The sequence below is a fragment of the Thermaerobacter composti genome (assembly GCF_033582035.1).
Lineage (GTDB): Bacteria > Bacillota > Sulfobacillia > Thermaerobacterales > Thermaerobacteraceae > Thermaerobacter > Thermaerobacter composti.
Genome location: NZ_CP132508.1, coordinates 2,397,895 through 2,413,643, shown reverse-complemented (window position 1 = coordinate 2,413,643; position 15,749 = coordinate 2,397,895). Strand labels below are relative to the sequence as shown.

The following is a 15,749-nucleotide window of genomic DNA, read 5'->3' as shown; positions in this document are numbered from 1 at the left end:
CCGGCCGGACATCGCGACAGCGCAAACAGACGTTCGCCATTCTATCCCAGGCCGGGACGGGGGTCAAGGGCCGGGATGGGGCGAAGGCTTCCTCGCCTTGCTCGCGATGGCCTTGCTCGTGACGGGGCTCGAGGTGCTCCTCGCTTTCGCCACCGGGGAGAACGGGAGAGGGGGGCCTTGCCGGCCCCCCCTCGTCTCGGATCCGCCAGCCGGGCGCACCGGCACCCTACCGACGGAGCGGGCTCACTTCTTCCCCTTCCCGCCCTTCCCGCCTCCGGGGCCTACGCTCACCCGACCCGGGGCCTCGGCCTGGGCCCCGTTGCCATGATCGTCGACGGCGTGCACGATGATCCGACCTCCGCTGAACCGGGTGCCCCTGGGCGGGGTATAGGTGCCTTCGTAGACGCCCGGTGCCGTCTCGGTCATGGGCGTCCCGACCAGCGGATCCCCCGTCACCTGCGAACCGGAGCCGTCGACCACGATGACGAAACCGGCCTTGGCCAGGTTCGGCTCCGAGGTGAAGCGAATCGTCAGGCTCTGGCTCGGCCGGAGGGTGACGTCCGTGGCCGGCTCCACGTCGCGGATGGCCGGGGGGATGGTGTCCACGCTGACGGTCCGCACCACCGTCGTGGCGTTGCCCGCCCGATCGGTGGCGGTGACCACCACCTCATTGATGCCCTCGTCCAGCAAGACCCTGGCGCTAAAGGTCCCGTCGCCGGCCACCGTAGCGGGCTGACCGTTGACGGTCACCGTCGCCAGGGCCAGGTTGTCCGCCGCCCTGCCCCGGACGGTCAGGTCGGGCCGGTTCCGCTTCTCGCCATCGGTCGGCGTCTCCAGCGTCAGCTCGGGCGCAGCCCGGTCCAGGTACACCCGCACGGGCTCCGACGGATCGGTGGTCCCGTCTGGGGTGCTGGCCCGGGCGGTGAGGACGTTCTCGCCGTCCTGGAGGGTGACGGGGATGCGGAACGTGCCGTCGGCGACCGCCACCGTCCCCACTTCGGTCCCGTTGTTGTAGAGGGTCACCGTGGTACCCGTGGTGGCCCGTCCGGTGACCGTCCCGTCGGGACGGTTGGTGTACGTCCCGTCCGCCGGTTCGGTGATGACGGGCGGGGGGACCTCGAGGGCGAGGACGGCCCGGATCATGCGATTCCCTTCGTCCCGAGGAGTCTTCGCCCACTGGCCGCCCACCAGTTGCCAGGACCGGTCGTGGAAGGGGCCGTTCTCGTCGGTGGCCAGCCCCGGCACGTTGGGATAGGCGCCATCCTGGATGTAGGCGATGAAGAAGTCACCCTCCAGGTCGATGCCCAGCTCGCTCAGGTCGACGTCGGTCCACTGCCCGTCGCGCCGGGCGGTGGCCGGGATGGGTCCCGCCAACCTGGTGCCCGGGCCGCCCCCAGGACCGTCGGCGGCGTAGACCTCCACCCGGAAGCTGGTCCCGCCGGGGCTTGGCCAGCTGGCGTCCCAGAACATGAAACGGGCGCCCAGCAACTTGGCCGCCTTGCCCTCGGGGACGCTGAACTGGACCGCCCAACCGTTGCCGCTGTCGCGGTACGCCCAGGCGTTCTCGGCGGTCCCGTCGTCGTAGGCGAGCTCCGTGCCGATGCCGATGAACGGCTTGAGCTCCACGGTGACCTCCTGGGTCGCGTCCCCGGACACGTCCACCCGCACGTCAGCCCCATGGTAGTCGGGATGGCGGACGGTGAGGGTATAGGAACCCTCGAGCACGTCCAGTTGGAATCGGCCCTCCGCATCCGTCGTTGCGGGTGCGACCGCCGGATCTTCCACCACCCAGACCCGAGCCCCCTGGACCGGTCGTTGCGTGCGCTGGTCGACGACGGTCCCCACGATGCGGCCGCGAGGGATCGGCTCCAGGACGAAGTTCTGGGTGGTGGTCCCATCCCGGGTGATGGTCACCGTCGCCTCGGCGGGATAGAACCCGTAGGCCTCGGCCACGGCTGTCCACGTCCCGGCCGGGTGACGCAGGGTGTAGCTTCCTGTAGCGGGGTCGGTGCGCACGGACACCCCGGTCTCCACGATGGTCACCGTCGCCGCCACGGGCAGCGCCGCGATGCTTCCCGCCACGCCCTGGCCGGCCTGATCACGCCGTTCGCCGAGGTTCAGATCCGGTCCGGGTGGTTCGACGCGCGGCTTGTTCGGCGACGGCTGTTCCTCCTGGCTGGGGGGCTCCAGCGCGTCGGCTGGGGCCGAGGCCGCGATCACGAGCACGTCGTCGATGTACCAGCCGGGGTACTGGACGGAGCCATCGCTGGTGAGCCGGAATCGCAGCCGGATCACCCGCCCGGCGTAGGCGTCCAGGCTGATGGTGGGCTGTTCCCAGCCCACGGGGCTTCCACCCGTCCCGGGGGAGGTGTACCGTGCGAGCTCGGTCCAGGTCTGGCCCCCGTCCGTCGAGACCTCCACGCGGCCGAAGTCCCAGTTGCGCTCGAGGCTGTACCAGTGCGCGAACTTCAGGAGGGCGTGTTCGTGGTCGGTGAGATCGATGGCGGGCGTCATCAACCAGGCATTGGCGTTGTTGGGATAGTTGCCCTCGAGGTTCGTCGCCCAGACGTTGGCTCCCGAATGGGCGGCCCCTGGCCCGGAGGTGGGCGTTCCCCGTTCCCAGAGGCCTTCGGGTGTGCCGCCTGTGCTCCAGCCGGGATCCTGGCCCTCCATGTCGTCCCAGAACACGACGCGGTTGGTCGGCGCCGTCGCCGATGCCTCGTTGGAGTAGGCGCTCTCGTTGCCCCAGAGGTCCACGGCGGTGACCACATAGTACGACGGCACGCCCCCAGGCGCCGTGAAGTGGTTGTAGGTGGTGGCGGTCCGGGGAAGGTCCGCGACGAGGGTGTAGGGGCCGCCCGGGGCCGTGCTGTGATACACGTGGAAGCGATCCAGGTCGGCGTCGGTGGGGGCGACCCAGCGCAGATCGATGCCGGCCACCGCGTTGGGAACGGCGGTGAGGTTCGAGGGCGCGGCGGGCGGCGTGTCGTCCGGTGCGACCACCGTCACGTCGTCGATGTACCAGCCGGCTCGGGTGACGGATCCATCGGTGAAGAGGTTGAAGACGAGGTAGGCCACCCGACCGGCGTACGGCCGCAGATCGACCTCCCCCTGGACCCATCCGTTGGACGAACCGGTGAACCGCGCGGCGCGGGTCCAATTCGCCCCGTCCACCGAGACGTAGACCTCGGCGAAGTCGTAGTTGGTCTCCACATCATACCAATGCATGAAGCGGAGGACTGCACCCTCCGCCGACGCGGTCAAGTCGATGGGCGGCATCAGCAGCCAGGCGTTGGCATCGTTGGGATAGTCGCCATCGAGGTCGGTGGCGAAGAGGTTCTCGCCCGAGTGGGCCGCCCCCGGGCCGCTGGTGGGGCGGCCCCATTCCCATGGGTCGTTGGTGCCGCCGTGGGTCCATCCCACCGGCTCCGACTCGAAGTCCTCGAAGTATCCGGGCGGCACGCCGCGGCTGACGGCGATGGTGTGGGGTTCGTCGGCGGTGCCATGGGTCTTCTGGTTGCCGCTTCCATCCGCAGCTTCCAGGTAGTACTCGGCGGCCGGCGCCATGACCAGCGAGCCGGGGACGGTCGCCGTCCAAGTCCCCCGGAGGTGATCGCCGTCCGATTGGGCCATGGGGATCCGGGTGTAGAGCGCCTCGCCGGATCGTCGGACGAACAGGTCCACCCGCGCCACGCCGACGTTGTCTGCCACCGTGGCGGTGATGGTCACCGGGAGGCCCTGAAACGCGCGGGTCACCGGGGTGTGTTCGATGGCGGGCGGCTCCAGGTCGTCCCCTTCTCGGACCACGCGCCCCGTGAGGACGCCACGGCCCCTGGTGAGCTCGCCGACGGCGGCGAACGCGTCGATTCGACCCCAGCCGTACCCGTTGTTGGGATGATCGGGGTATTGGGCGTCGGTGCGCGGCACCGCGGTCCGCGTCAACAGCGCCTCGATCTCCTCCACGGACAGCGCCGCGTTCGCGCTGCGCAGCAGCGCCGCCGTGCCGCTGACGTGCGGTGCCGCCATGGAGGTGCCGTTGTAGACCGCGTATCCCCCGCCGGGCACCGAGGACCGCACCCCCACCCCGGGGGCAGCGACCTCGGGTTTGATCTCCCCATAGGGTGACGGACCGCGGGAGGAGAACGAGGCGAGGGCATCGTTGGCGTCGGTGGCCCCGACGGCCAGGGCTTCCGGGTAGTTCCCGGGCGGGGCCACCGTCGACGCTCCCGGCCCGTCGTTGCCTGCGGCGAAGACGGGGACGATGCCGGCGGCCCGCCAGGCCTGCACCATCGGGCGGAACCACTCGTCCATCCCCGGGCCGCCGCCCCAGGAGTTGTTGATGACGTCGGGCGCCCACTCCGGATGGGGGACCCCGTTGGCATCCGTCGGGGCCAACAGCCATTGGGCGGCCTCCAGGATGTCCGATGACGCGCCCGTGCCCCCGGCCGTGAAGGCCTTGGCGGCGATCCAGCGGGCGCCCGGGGCCACGCCAATCCGGTGGCCGGCGCCGTCGTCACCGACCATGGTGCCCGTGACGTGGGTTCCGTGCCCGTTGTCGTCATACGGCGTCGCCCGTCCGTTCACGGCGTCGAACCAGTTCCCCTCGTGACGCGGGCTCCCCGGCGCGTCCGGATCGTAGCCACGGTACCGGGTGCGAAGGGCCGGGTGACTTCCGTCCACCCCGGTATCGATGGAGGCGACCACGGTCCCCGTCCCGTCGACACCGAGGGCCCAGGCGCCCGGGGCACCCACGCGTTCGACGTTCCATTCGACGTCGCCGGCGCTGGACGCCTGGGAGGCATTCGCCTCCTTCCCGCCAGCGGTCCGCCCGTCGGCCGGGTGACCCAAGATGTGCACCTGTTCGTCCAGGTCGATCCGGCCGACCCCTGGCAGTCGTGCCAGCGCTTCCACCGCCTCCCGCGCGCCGGTGACGGCGAACCCGTTGACGATCCAGAACGGGTGGTAATCCTGCACGTGGCCTTGCCGCTTCAGGTCCTCCAACGCCTTCGCGATGCGGGCCTGGCTCGTCTTGGCGGTCTCCCGGAGGGTCCGGATCACTTCCTGCCGCACGGTGAGGCGGATCAAGTCGGGGGAGCGGTATCCACGGTCCCGGGCGAGATCGCGGCCGCGTCGGGCGGCGGCCTGGACGTCCGCCTGGGTGGACAGCTTCACCAGGAAGCGGACGGGATCGCCCTTGTCCAGCTTGTCCTGCAGGGCCTTCGCCACAGGCGCTGGTGTGAGGGACTCCCGCAAGGAGACGGCCGGGCCGCCCGGCCCGGCCCCGGCCGCCAGGGCGACGGCTTGCATCCCCGTGGCGACGATCAACGTCGCGGCGAGGAACGCCGCCAACGCGGCGGGAAACGCCGCCAACCCGGAGCGGTGCCAATGACGAAACCGGCTCGTCGGGCGGTCGCACATCGCAAGGGCACCCCTCTCGCTTGGACCCCGTGACGCAACGCGGCGCACGCATCACGGACCTTCGCAACCTCCGCGGCACCTGGCCGCCCCGTTGCTCCGCAAAGGGGTTGTCCATCACCTCCCTTCCAGATCAGGAGGGTTCGTCCAATGTCTGGCCGATCCTTTGGCGAAAATTATCATATCTGTGTCGACTTTCCCCGATGCGGGGCGACGTCGGCCGGGCGGGACGGCGGGGAAGGGGAGGGAATGGCCAAGACACAGGGGACACAGGGAGACAGGGCGAGGGAGCGGGGCGTCCGGAAACCGCGGTGGTCGACCTCAGCGGCCGGGTGCCTCGGCTCCCCGGACGTCGGCGGACCTCGAAAGACGGGCCTGGCGGCAGTCGGCGCCGGTCTGTTCTTCGAGGAGGCATGGGCTGCATCCCGATGGTCATCCTCGGGAGGTTCGCCGTTTGGATCCATGGGCTTGGCGGGGTCAGGCGTGGTCAAGCCGCCCCCCGGTGTCGGCGACCCCTTCAGGGGTGCGCTTTGCTGGGCCGGTCGCTGCGCAACGAGGAGTGCAGGCTACTGGCTACTGTCCGCTCCTCGCTCCTGTGTTCCGAGGGGGCGTGTCCGCTCGGTTCAGCATCGCGGGGAGGGCCCGCCCTGCGGTCGCCGCGCAGACCCCGCCCGGCGCCGCCGGCCCCCGGGGCCCTTGACAGATCAACAACCATTGATATAAGCTGACCTCGCATGGATCAACATCCTTTGATGGGAGGTGTGGCCATGGTCGCGGCGGTGCGCTCGGGCGGGGCAAGCGCGCCGGAGCTCGAGGCGACGCTGGCGGCCCTCGGGCGGGCCCTGTCCGACCCGGCCCGGGTGCGGATCCTGGCCCTGCTGGCCAAGGGGCGGTCGTGCTGCGCGGGAGTGGCCCGTGCGGCCGACGACGCCCCCGGCGCCGACGCGATTTGCGTCTGCGAGCTGCAGGCGGTCCTGGGGATGCGCCAGTCCCTGGTCTCCTACCACCTGCGGCTGCTGCGCGAGGCCGGCCTGGTGCGCGAGGAGCGCCGCGGCCGCTGGTCGTTCTACAGCCTCGACCGCGCCGCCGTTGCGTCCGGGGCAGCGGCGCTGGCCGCCCTGGTAGGAGGGGACCCAGTCCGCGAGGAGGGAAGCGTCCCGGCCAGGCCGGCCCCGGCGGCGGGGGGAAGGGAGGTGGAGGACATGGCCTTCGGGCGCGGGGACCCGGCGGAGCAGCCGGAGGGCGGTTTCACGAAGTCGGCGGCGGACGCGGGTTGCTGCGGCGAGACGGGGTGCTGCGGTGACGCCAGCAGCGCCGAGCGGGCCAGCGCCTGCTGCGTCTGTTGCGAGGCGTCACCGGCGGAGCCGGCGTGCTGCGAGGGTAGCTGAGCGCTGCGGACGGTGCGGGAGGCGGGGGCGACCGGGGTGCGCGGCGGGGCGGCGGAGACGGCAACGGAACGGGCGGTGGAGAGGATCGCTGCCCCGGTCTTGCGGGCAGGGGTGGAGGTCCTCTCCCGCCCGACATTCGGCGGCCGTGCCGTGGGCTCGCCGGGCCAGGAGCGCGCCCGGCGCTGGCTCGCGACGCGACTGCGATCGTGTCCCGATGGACGTCGGCGAAACGGGGCCGGCCTCGTTCATCGACCTAGGAAGATGGCGACGACACCCGCCGGTAGACCCGCCCCGCCAGCCCGAGCACGAGCAGGATCCCGCCGGTGGCCACCAGGAGCAGGTAACCGCAGACGCTGGCCAGCAGCACGGCGGGTCCCAGGGGCGAGGTGTAGCGGGCGACGAGGGCGGCGCCGCCCAGGCTGACCATCCCGGCCAGCACGCCCAGCAGCACGTTGTAGTTCTGCTTCATGGCTCCCTGCGGGTCGACCCAGTCCAGCTTGGGGCGCCACAAGTCCACCGCCAGTTCCAGCGCGTTGACGGCCACCACCGCCAGCAGGCCGGTGACCAGCCAGTAGGCCCAGGCACCCCCCGTCCACCCGAGCAGGATGCCCGCGGCGGCGCCAAAGGGGAGCCCCCCGGCCCAGGCGACCAGGCAGGCGAACAGCAGCTTGGCCGCCACCTGCCGCCGGGGTGAAGCCGGGATGACCTGGGAGATCCAGAAGGCTCGTCCCTCGCGGCTGAGGGCGGTGGCGCCCAGCATGGCGAACAGGCCCGCCGTGGCGGAAGCGGCGACGCCCGCCAGCGGGGCCCAGGGCCGGCCGGAAGGCGTGAACAGCCCGGACACCGCCGGACGGATCAGCGTGTCACCCGGCCCCGCCCAGAGGCTGGTGGCCAGCACCACCGGCACCACCAGCATCGGGAAGAGGGTGTTCATCACGAACACCGGGGTTCGCCACAGCACCGCCCACTCGCGCCAGACGAGGGCCAGGAGGCCGGGACGAACCCGCGCCAGCTGGGCATGGACCCGCTGCCGGTCGAGAGCCGCCCTGCGCGCCGGCGCCTCCAGGGCGGCAGCGAGGCCCCGCACCAGGAGGCGGTCGGCCAGCACCCAGGACAGGGCCAGCGTGGCGGCGGCAACCAGACCCAGGAGCGCCAGGTAGCCGGCACCGCCCGCCGGGGACCCGGTGGCCAGGGCGCGGGTGGCCCACACGGCCGGGGGCGCGTACCGCCCGATCTGCTCCGCCAGCCCCTGCATGAGCTGGTTGAGCCGGGCCGGGTCCACATTCTCGGCCACCTGGCGGGGGAGGATCTGGGCGCCCAGGGCCACGGCCATGAGGGCCAGGCTGCTGGCCACCACGGCCCAGTCCCGCTGCCGGGTCCGTCCCGCCACCCGCATCAGCGCCATGGCCAGGATGGCCGCCAGGGCGAGGGCGGGAACCGGCAGCAAGGCGTACACCACCACGGCCTTCAGCCAGTACAGGGGGCCGGCGCCTGCCAGCACCCCGTAGACCACCAGCGGCGGCACCAGCAAGGCAAGGCCCAGCCACTGGTTGGTCAGGACCACCGCCAGCTTGGCACCGGCAATGGCGCCCGGGGAGAGGGGCAGGCTGAGCAGGTGCGCCGTGTCGCGGGCGAAGTAGAAGATGGACAGCACCGAGATCAACCCGAGCACCAGGGAGAGCACGAAGGCGGGCAGGAAGAACAGGGTGAGCATGGCCTCCCCTTGGCCGAGGGCAGCCAGCCCGTAGTAGGTCCCGACCGCGATGATCAGGATCAACCACAACAAGGGTACGAAGGCTAGGACCGAAAGGAAGAACAGCAGCCACTCTCCCGGGCCCAGGCGGGCCGCCCGCTGCCCGCCCATGGTGCTGGGACTCAAGACCAGGCCCGCCTTGAGCTGGACCCGGTACAGGGCCCACCACGCCCGCAGGCGGGACGAAGCCCCGACGGCGGGCTCCGCACCGCCGGCCGATCTTGCCCGGCGCCCGCCGGCATCCCCCGCCACTTCCCCCGCGGGGCCCGTGGTGGCAGGACCTGTCACCGCCGCCGGTGCGTGCTCGTGCCCGTCCGGGCGCTGGATCGCCCCGTCAGTCATGGTGGGTCAGCTCCAGGAACAAGCTCTCCAGGGTGCCCGAGCCTGCGGCGGCCTGTGCCCGCAGTTCCTCCAGCGTCCCGCAGGCGATGAGCCGGCCCTTCTGGATGATGGCGACCCGGTGGCAGAGCCGCTCCGCCACGTCCAGCAGGTGGGTGGAGAAGAACACGGTGCGCCCGGCTGCGGCGTGCTCGTGCATCAGGTTCTTCAACTCGTGGGTCGAGCGGGGGTCGAGACCCACCATGGGCTCGTCCAGGATCCAGACCGGCGGGTCGTGAAGGAGGGCGCCGATCAGGACGAGCTTCTGCCGCATGCCGTGGGAGTAACTGGCGATGCGGTCGCCCAGGGCAGGCTCCAGTTCGAACACGCCGGCCAGCCGTTCGATCCGTTCCCGCCGCCGGCGGGCATCGACGCCGTAGACGTCGGCCAGGAACCGCAGGTACTCGAGGCCCGTCAGGCGCTCGTACACCTCCGGCGTGTCGGGGACGAACCCGATGCGCCGCTTGGCCTCCAGGGGCCGCTCGGCCATGTCGATGCCGTCGATCACCACGCGGCCCGCGTCGGGCGTGAGGATGCCGGCCATCATCCGGAGGGTGGTGGTCTTGCCGGCACCGTTGGGCCCGAGGAAGCCGAAGATCTCGCCCGGACGCACGGTGAGGCTCAGGTCGTCCACCGCCCACACGCGGCCTCCGTCGTAACTCTTCCGCAGTTTATGGAGCTCGATCAATGGCGTCGCCCTCCGATCGCCCTCCGATCTTGCCGCGGTCTCCTTCGAGCCGGGTGATGGACAATCCTTTCAGGGCGGGCGCGTGCGCCGCCGGCGGCCGGCAGGCCGGTTCCATCGCCGCGGGCCGGCGCAACCCCTGGCGGAAGGGAGCCGCGCCGCCCGGTGGGGTCACGGCGCTCCCGGCACGCCCTGACAGGTCAGGCTGCGGGGCCCGGTGGCGGGCCGGGTGGCGTGGTGCCCACATGCCGGCGAACCCGGTCCGCGGCCCGGGCGCGGGATCGCTCGCGAGCGGCCCGCAGGCGGGCGGTGACCTCGCTGCCGCCGGCCGTGGCCCCCGCAGCCCTTGCGCCCGCAGCACCCGGCGTGCCGACGGCCGCGGCACCTCGCGGGTCCCCGCCGGCTTCCGCGGGGGCGGCGGCACCCGTGGCAGCGGCAGGACCGGCCACGGAAGGACCGGCCGCCCCCCAGGCCGCGGCATACGGGGAAGAACCGGCGCCCACAGCGGCCGGCGCCCGGTGGGCGGGCGGTGGGAAGACCGCCCCCTCTGGCGGGGCCGCGCCTTGGGTTCCCGCGGTTCCGGTCACCCCGGCCGGGACGGGGCGCCAGGCCCGCGGTCGCACCAGCCCGCGCCAGCCCAGGCCCAGGCGGCGGGCGGCGACGTCCAGGGGCAGGAGCAGGGCGGCGACGCCCAGCAGGTACGGCCACAGGGGCCGGCGGCCCGGGGGCGCCGGCAGCCCGGCGCCGCTGAGGATGCCTCCCGACGCCAGCTCGTCCAGCTCCAGCAGCCTCCCGCCCGTCACCGCGGCCAGGCTCTCCAGGTAGGCGGGGTCGGGCCCCGGGTTCCGGAACTCGGCAGGGTAGGGGACCGCCACGGCGGTGTTCAGGACGATCCCGCTTCCTCCCGCTGCCGCGGTTCCCCCGCTCAGGTCCACGGCCACGCCGTAGACGCCGGGCTGGGTCACCGGCAGGCGGGCCTCGGCGCGATCGGGAGCCACGGGCAACAGGGTGGCCTCCAGGGGTGCCGGAGCTCCGGCGCCGCCCGCCGGCCCGCCCCCGCCGTCACCACCGGCCGCGGCGGGGGAACCCGCACCGGCGCCGGTTCCGGGCCCGGTCCCGGCGCCGGTACCCTCCGCCCCGCCCGCCGCACCGCCCCCATCCCCGCCTGCCTCGCCACCGCTCCCGGGCTCCGGGACCAGGCGCACGAGGCCTGTGGGGGGAGGGGACCCCGTCACCCGCACGCGGATCTCGTAACCTCCCGTGGCAGGGACCACCTCCGCCTCCACCCCGCGGGCGCCGGGGGCGCCCGGGTCGCCGGCCTGGGCAGGGCCTCCCCGGCCCGGCCGGGCCTGGCGGCCCAGCAGCCAGTCGGCCGCGTTGGCCCAGAGCCGGGGGAAGGCGCCATCCTCCTGGCCGATCCAGCGCGCCGCCCAGCGCCCGCCGGCGTCCGACGTCCAGGCGATGGCGCGCCCGGCGCCGTAGCGCCAGGCCGCCAGTACCGGGTCGTCCTCGTCGCTCACCAGGAGCACGTCGGCCTGCTCCTTGGGGCTGGTGGCCACGTACCCGCCCAGGGGCGGCAGCGCGGACCCCGGCGAGCCCTCGCCCACCAGGCCGCGCAAGAGGGCGGCCGCCCCGCCGCGGCCGGGGCTGGTGGTGGGAATGGGCACGAACGGACGGTCCACCAGGAAGGAGCGGGTCGCCAGCACCGCGTCCTGGGTGATCAGGCTGGGTATCTGGCTGGGGTCCACCGCCTCGTAGAAGCCGCCGCCGCCTTCCTCGGCCAGGGTGCGCAGCAGGGAGAAATCGGCATCGCGGCCGATGGCCACCGCCGAGAGCGTGACCCCCGCCTCGCGGAACTGGCGGGTGATGCCCGGCACGTCGAAGGGTTCCGACACCCCGTCGGTCAGCACGATCACGTGCCGCACGTCCGCCTGCACGCCGCGGATCAGCTCCCAGGCGGCCGTGAGACCCGCGCCCACCGAGGTGCCGCCACCGGCGGCGGAGGGAAAGGCGGCCCTCACCTCGTCGGGCGAGGTCACGGGGGTGGGCTCCCGGGTCACGTAGGCCTGGTGATCGAACAGCACGACCCCCAGGCGGTCCTTGGGGGTCAGCAGCCGGGTCGTCCGGGCCGCCGCCTCCACCGCCATCTGCAGCTTCTGGCCGACCCCCATGCTGCCGGAGCGGTCGACCACCAGGACCACGGCCACCGTGGGCAGGTTCTTCTTGGACCGCAGGTCCATGTGGACGGGCAGGGCCCGCTCCACGGCCGTGCCCAGGTACCCGCCCGGACCGAAGGAGTGGGGCCCGCCGCTCATCGCCAGCCCCCCGCCCAGATCGTGGACGAACCGCTCCAGCTCGTTCATCGCCCGCTCCCCGAGGACGTGGGCCGGCACGTCGTCCAGGATGACCGCGCCGTAGCGGGCCCAGCCCGACAGGTCCGCGGGGCGCTGGGCCGGGCCGCGGGCGTCGACCTGCAGGCCCTGGGACCGCAAGGCCCTGGCCAGGGCACCGTCGGGTTCCTGGGTGAGGAGGAGCACCGGCCGCGCACCGGCCACCTCCACCACGCCGTGGTAGCGGTTGTTGCCCGGCTCGGCGTCGTCGCCGGGCGCCAGGGGCTCGATTTCGGCCCGCAGCGGCAGCGGGCCCGGCGCCGCGGGCGTGATCTGGAAGACGAACCGGTTCTCGCCCGGCTGCAGCCGCACCTGGCGGCTGCCGGCCAGGGCGTCGGCGGCATACAGGCGCAAGCGGGCCGCGGTCTCCCGGTCGGCCGTGGCCACCACTTCCACGGCCACGGGCCGGCCCGGCCGGGTCGCTGCCGGGGCCCGGAGCTCGCGCACCGCCAGGTCCGCGCCGGCCGCAGGGACCAGCGGGATGGCGTCGAGGCGGATGCCCGCGGCCGCCAGGGCCCGGGCCTCGGCCAGGGCGTTGCCGTGGGTGGGCCGGCCGTCCGAGAGCAGGACCACCCGGCGGCGGGCATCCCCCGGCAGGACCGCCGCCGCCAGCCGCAACGCCCCCGCCAGGTCCGTGGCCTCCCGCTGGCGCGGGCTCGACCACCGGTCCAGGGGCAGCTGGGGCAGCGGGGCGGGGGCCCGTTCCAGCTCGGCCCGGCCGCTGGCCGAGATGATCGCCACCTGTACGTCCCGGTCCGCCCGGGCCAGGAGCTGGTTGAGGGCGGCCATCGCCTCGGGGAGGGCCGGCTCCGCGCTGGCGGAGCGGTCGACCACCACCGCCACGGCCACCTCGCCTGCCGGCAGGGGCAGGGTCGGGTTGGCCAGGGCCAGGACCACGCAGGCCAGTCCAAGGGCCCGCAAGGTGCGGGCCGGGGAGAGGGCGGGGGTGGCGCGGGCGCCCGCGGCACCGGGGTCGCCCCCGCTGCCGGCATGCTCGTCGGCTGGGCGGCGCGGCCACGGCATCCCCGGGAACCGGGACCCAGAGCGAGAGGGTGGCGAGAACCGCGACCCGGCGACCCCGGCAGGGAAGAACCGGGAGCGGGCGAGCCAGCCCCGCAACAGCCGGCCTGGGAACGGCCGGCCCATCACCAGCCCACCCGGGCGCCGGGGCCACCACGCCGCCAGGAGCAGGGCGGCCGGGACCACCAGCAGCATCAGGAGGTGGGGCGCTTCAAAGGCCATGGCGCACCACCCACGCGTCCAGGATGAGCAGCAGCAGGGCGATGAAGGCCGGAATCCGCCAGTAGGGGGACGCGGCCGCCGCGGCGGTGGCCGCCCCGGTCGCCCCGCCAGCCGTCCCGGCGTCCGCGCCGGTCGCCCCGCCAGCTGTCCCGGCGCCCGCACCGGCCGCCTCAGAGCCGGCGGGCTGCCCCTGTCCGGTGGTGCCCGCGGGCTGCCCGCCGACCGCGCCGTCGCCGGGGGCCCCGGCTCGGGACGAACCCGACGAAGCGGCGAGTTGCCCGGCCCCCGTACTCACCGCCCGGGACTCCCCGGGGTGGGGGCGGACCCAGAGGAAGGCTTCGACGGGTTCGCCGCCGGCCGTGCGGGCGGTGGCCCGGTAGAGGCCGGGCTGTTCCAGCGGCGAGCCCGGGGCCACCGCCGCGCCGTGGGGGTCGGTGACGGTGACATCGGCAAGCAGGGGGGACGGGGCCATCACCAGGGACTCGCCGGCCGTCGCCTCCGCAGGCAGGCCGAACCCGCCGGGGGCCAGGACCGCCAGGAGATTCTGGACCAGCAGGGGCCAGGCGGGGCGGAGCAAGAGGGTGCCCTGGTACGGGTCGAAGGCGAGCACCGCCCGCCCCGCCCGGGCGGCGCCGGCCGGGCGGAGGACGGCCACGGGCCGCCCGTCGCCCAGGATCAGGGGCACCTCACCCGGTTCCCGGGTGAGGGGACGGGCCGCCATCAGCTGGAAACTGCCCAGATGCACATGGCTGAGGACCCGCGCCGTCTCGGGATGGTCGCCGGCGGCCAGCCGCCGCGGAGCGAAGGCCGGCCCCAGTTCCCGCCCCGCCCCGCCGGGCGGGTTGATCCAGACCACGGGCAACCGCTCGGGTACCTCGGGCGGCAGGGGGCGTCCCACCACCACCAGGAGATCGAACCCCTCCAGGTCGGGCGCCACGGCCTCCGGGGCGGCGCCGCCGCCACCCGCTTCGCGGGTCCCGCTCCCATCCCGGCTTCCCGCGCCGTCGCCGTTGCCGTTCCCGCTCCCGCTCGCGGGCCCGGCGCCGCTTTCGCTCTCGCTGCTCTCGCCACTCCCGGCCTGGCCCTGGTCGAGGCGGACCACCTGGCTGCCCGGGTGCAAGCGAAAGGCGCGTTCGATCAGCCCGGCCGGGCCCGCGGACAGGAGGCCGATGCGGATGCGCTCCGGCTGCCGGGCGAGGGTCCAGGCCACGTCATCCAGGGGATACGCGTCCCCCGGCGCCAAGGCGACCCTGTAGAGGCGAGCCGGTTCGTCCAGGGTCCAGATCACCTGCTCCACCTCGCCGGGCTCGAGCCGGACGGGCCGGGCTTCCCGGGGTTGGCCGTCCGTTTCCAGCAGGACGTTGGTCTCGACAGGCCGGCGGCCGAAGTGGGCCAGGGTGGCCGTGACCGTCACCCCCGCCGGGGCCGTGGCGGTCTTGCCCACATCGCCCGGAGGGGTATCACCGGGTGGGGCGCCGCCCCGAGCCGCGGTGCCCGGGGTTGCCCCGGCCGGGGCCGGCCCACCCGCAGGCGCACCAGCGGTACCTTCGCCGGCCTCCCCGGCCGCGGCCGGGCCGCCCGCCGCCGCCCCCCTCGCGGCGCCGTGCCCGGAAGTCCCACCGCCCGCGGACGGGCCGCCGGAGGCCGCACCCCCGGGTGCGGCACCAACGGGAGCGGGATCGCCGGGCGCAGCACCTCCGGGGGTGGCCGAGGAGTCTTCCGCGGCCACCGCCAGGATCCCCGTGTTGTCCACGGGCTCACCCACGGGGACCAGCTCCACAGGCCGGTCCCCGGGGAACGCGCCGCCCAGCTGTTCCCGGAGCCCGGGGTCGCTGCTGTCGGTGACGATGCGGATGGGGCTGCCCGCGGGCAGCCGTGCCGCCGCCCCGTAGGCCAGGGCGAGGGCCGTCTGCCAGTCGGCCACCGCGCCGGTCGGCCGGCGCTGGCGGAGGGCCGCCACCGCCTCGCGCAACTGGCCCGGCGTCGCGTCGGGACCGGCCAGCACTGCGGGCACGGGGCCGGCCCAGATGAGGGCGCCACGGAAGCCGCCGCCCGCCCGCCGGAGGTCGGCTTCAAGGGCCTGCAGGGCCTGGGACCAGCGGTCGCCGGCGTGCATGCTGGCGCTGGCGTCGACCACCCACACCCCGCCAGGCAGGGGCGGGGCCGAGCCCGGCCACAGGGGCCGGGCCAGGGCCAGGGCAAGGGCCAGGGCGGCCAGCACCTCCAGCCAGAGGGGCAACTGGTTGCGGAGCCGCTGCCACGGCGTGCGCGCCACCGCCTCGCGCAGCGCCCGTTCCCAGAGCAGCGTGGAGGAAACCACCCGCCGCTCGGGCTGGCGCCGGAGCAGGTACAGGAGCACGATGACCCCGGCGCCGGCCAGCGCCAGCGCCGCTCCCAGTGCACTCCAGCCGGTGGCGCCGAAGATCGGTGGCACGGGAGGGTTCCTCCCCACGCACGGAATCGCATCGGGTTGCGGGACCGGCGGTTCCGGGTCCCGC

6 protein-coding genes are annotated in these 15,749 nt (G+C 74.2%); 1 reads left to right on the top strand and 5 read right to left on the bottom strand.

Translation table 11 applies throughout. The features are described 5' to 3' along the window. Window positions 1-243: 243 nt before the first annotated feature. The gene (locus Q5761_RS09770; protein ID WP_318750459.1) at window positions 244-5,349 is read right to left on the bottom strand and encodes a S8 family serine peptidase; all 5,106 of its coding nucleotides are present in this window, start codon (window positions 5,347-5,349) and stop codon (window positions 244-246) included. 833 nt (window positions 5,350-6,182) lie between these two features. Between Q5761_RS09770 and Q5761_RS09765 the strand changes: the two genes are divergently transcribed. Further along, complete coding sequence (locus Q5761_RS09765) at window positions 6,183-6,803, top strand: metalloregulator ArsR/SmtB family transcription factor (RefSeq protein ID WP_318750458.1); 621 nt, start codon at window positions 6,183-6,185, stop codon at window positions 6,801-6,803. A gap of 253 nt (window positions 6,804-7,056) precedes the next feature. Here the strand turns inward: Q5761_RS09765 and Q5761_RS09760 are convergent, their stop codons facing one another. The 4 genes from Q5761_RS09760 to Q5761_RS09745 all read right to left on the bottom strand — a co-directional run bounded on the left by Q5761_RS09760 (window position 7,057) and on the right by Q5761_RS09745 (window position 15,685). Then, a complete protein-coding gene (locus Q5761_RS09760) occupies window positions 7,057-8,898 on the bottom strand; it encodes a putative ABC transporter permease subunit (RefSeq protein ID WP_318750457.1) in 1,842 nt (613 codons plus the stop codon). Then, on the bottom strand, window positions 8,891-9,622 hold the full coding sequence (locus Q5761_RS09755) for an ABC transporter ATP-binding protein (protein ID WP_318750456.1): 732 nt from the start codon (window positions 9,620-9,622) through the stop codon (window positions 8,891-8,893). Before Q5761_RS09755 ends, Q5761_RS09760 begins: the two co-directional genes overlap by 8 nt. A 197-nt stretch (window positions 9,623-9,819) precedes the next feature. Further along, the gene (locus Q5761_RS09750) at window positions 9,820-13,251 is read right to left on the bottom strand and encodes a VWA domain-containing protein (RefSeq protein WP_318750455.1); all 3,432 of its coding nucleotides are present in this window, start codon (window positions 13,249-13,251) and stop codon (window positions 9,820-9,822) included. Further along, window positions 13,241-15,685: a VWA domain-containing protein gene (locus Q5761_RS09745; RefSeq protein ID WP_318750454.1), complete on the bottom strand. Its 2,445-nt coding sequence runs from the start codon at window positions 15,683-15,685 to the stop codon at window positions 13,241-13,243. Before Q5761_RS09745 ends, Q5761_RS09750 begins: the two co-directional genes overlap by 11 nt. Between the last annotated feature and the right edge of the window lie 64 nt (window positions 15,686-15,749).

Bases quoted from the DNA above. Each gene is read 5' to 3' on its own strand.
- Q5761_RS09765 (WP_318750458.1), top strand. From the start codon at position 6,183: ATGGTCGCGGCGGTGCGCTCGGGCGGGGCAAGCGCGCCGGAGCTCGAG.
- Q5761_RS09760 (WP_318750457.1), bottom strand. From the start codon at position 8,898: ATGACTGACGGGGCGATCCAGCGCCCGGACGGGCACGAGCACGCACCG.
- Q5761_RS09750 (WP_318750455.1), bottom strand. From the start codon at position 13,251: ATGGCCTTTGAAGCGCCCCACCTCCTGATGCTGCTGGTGGTCCCGGCC.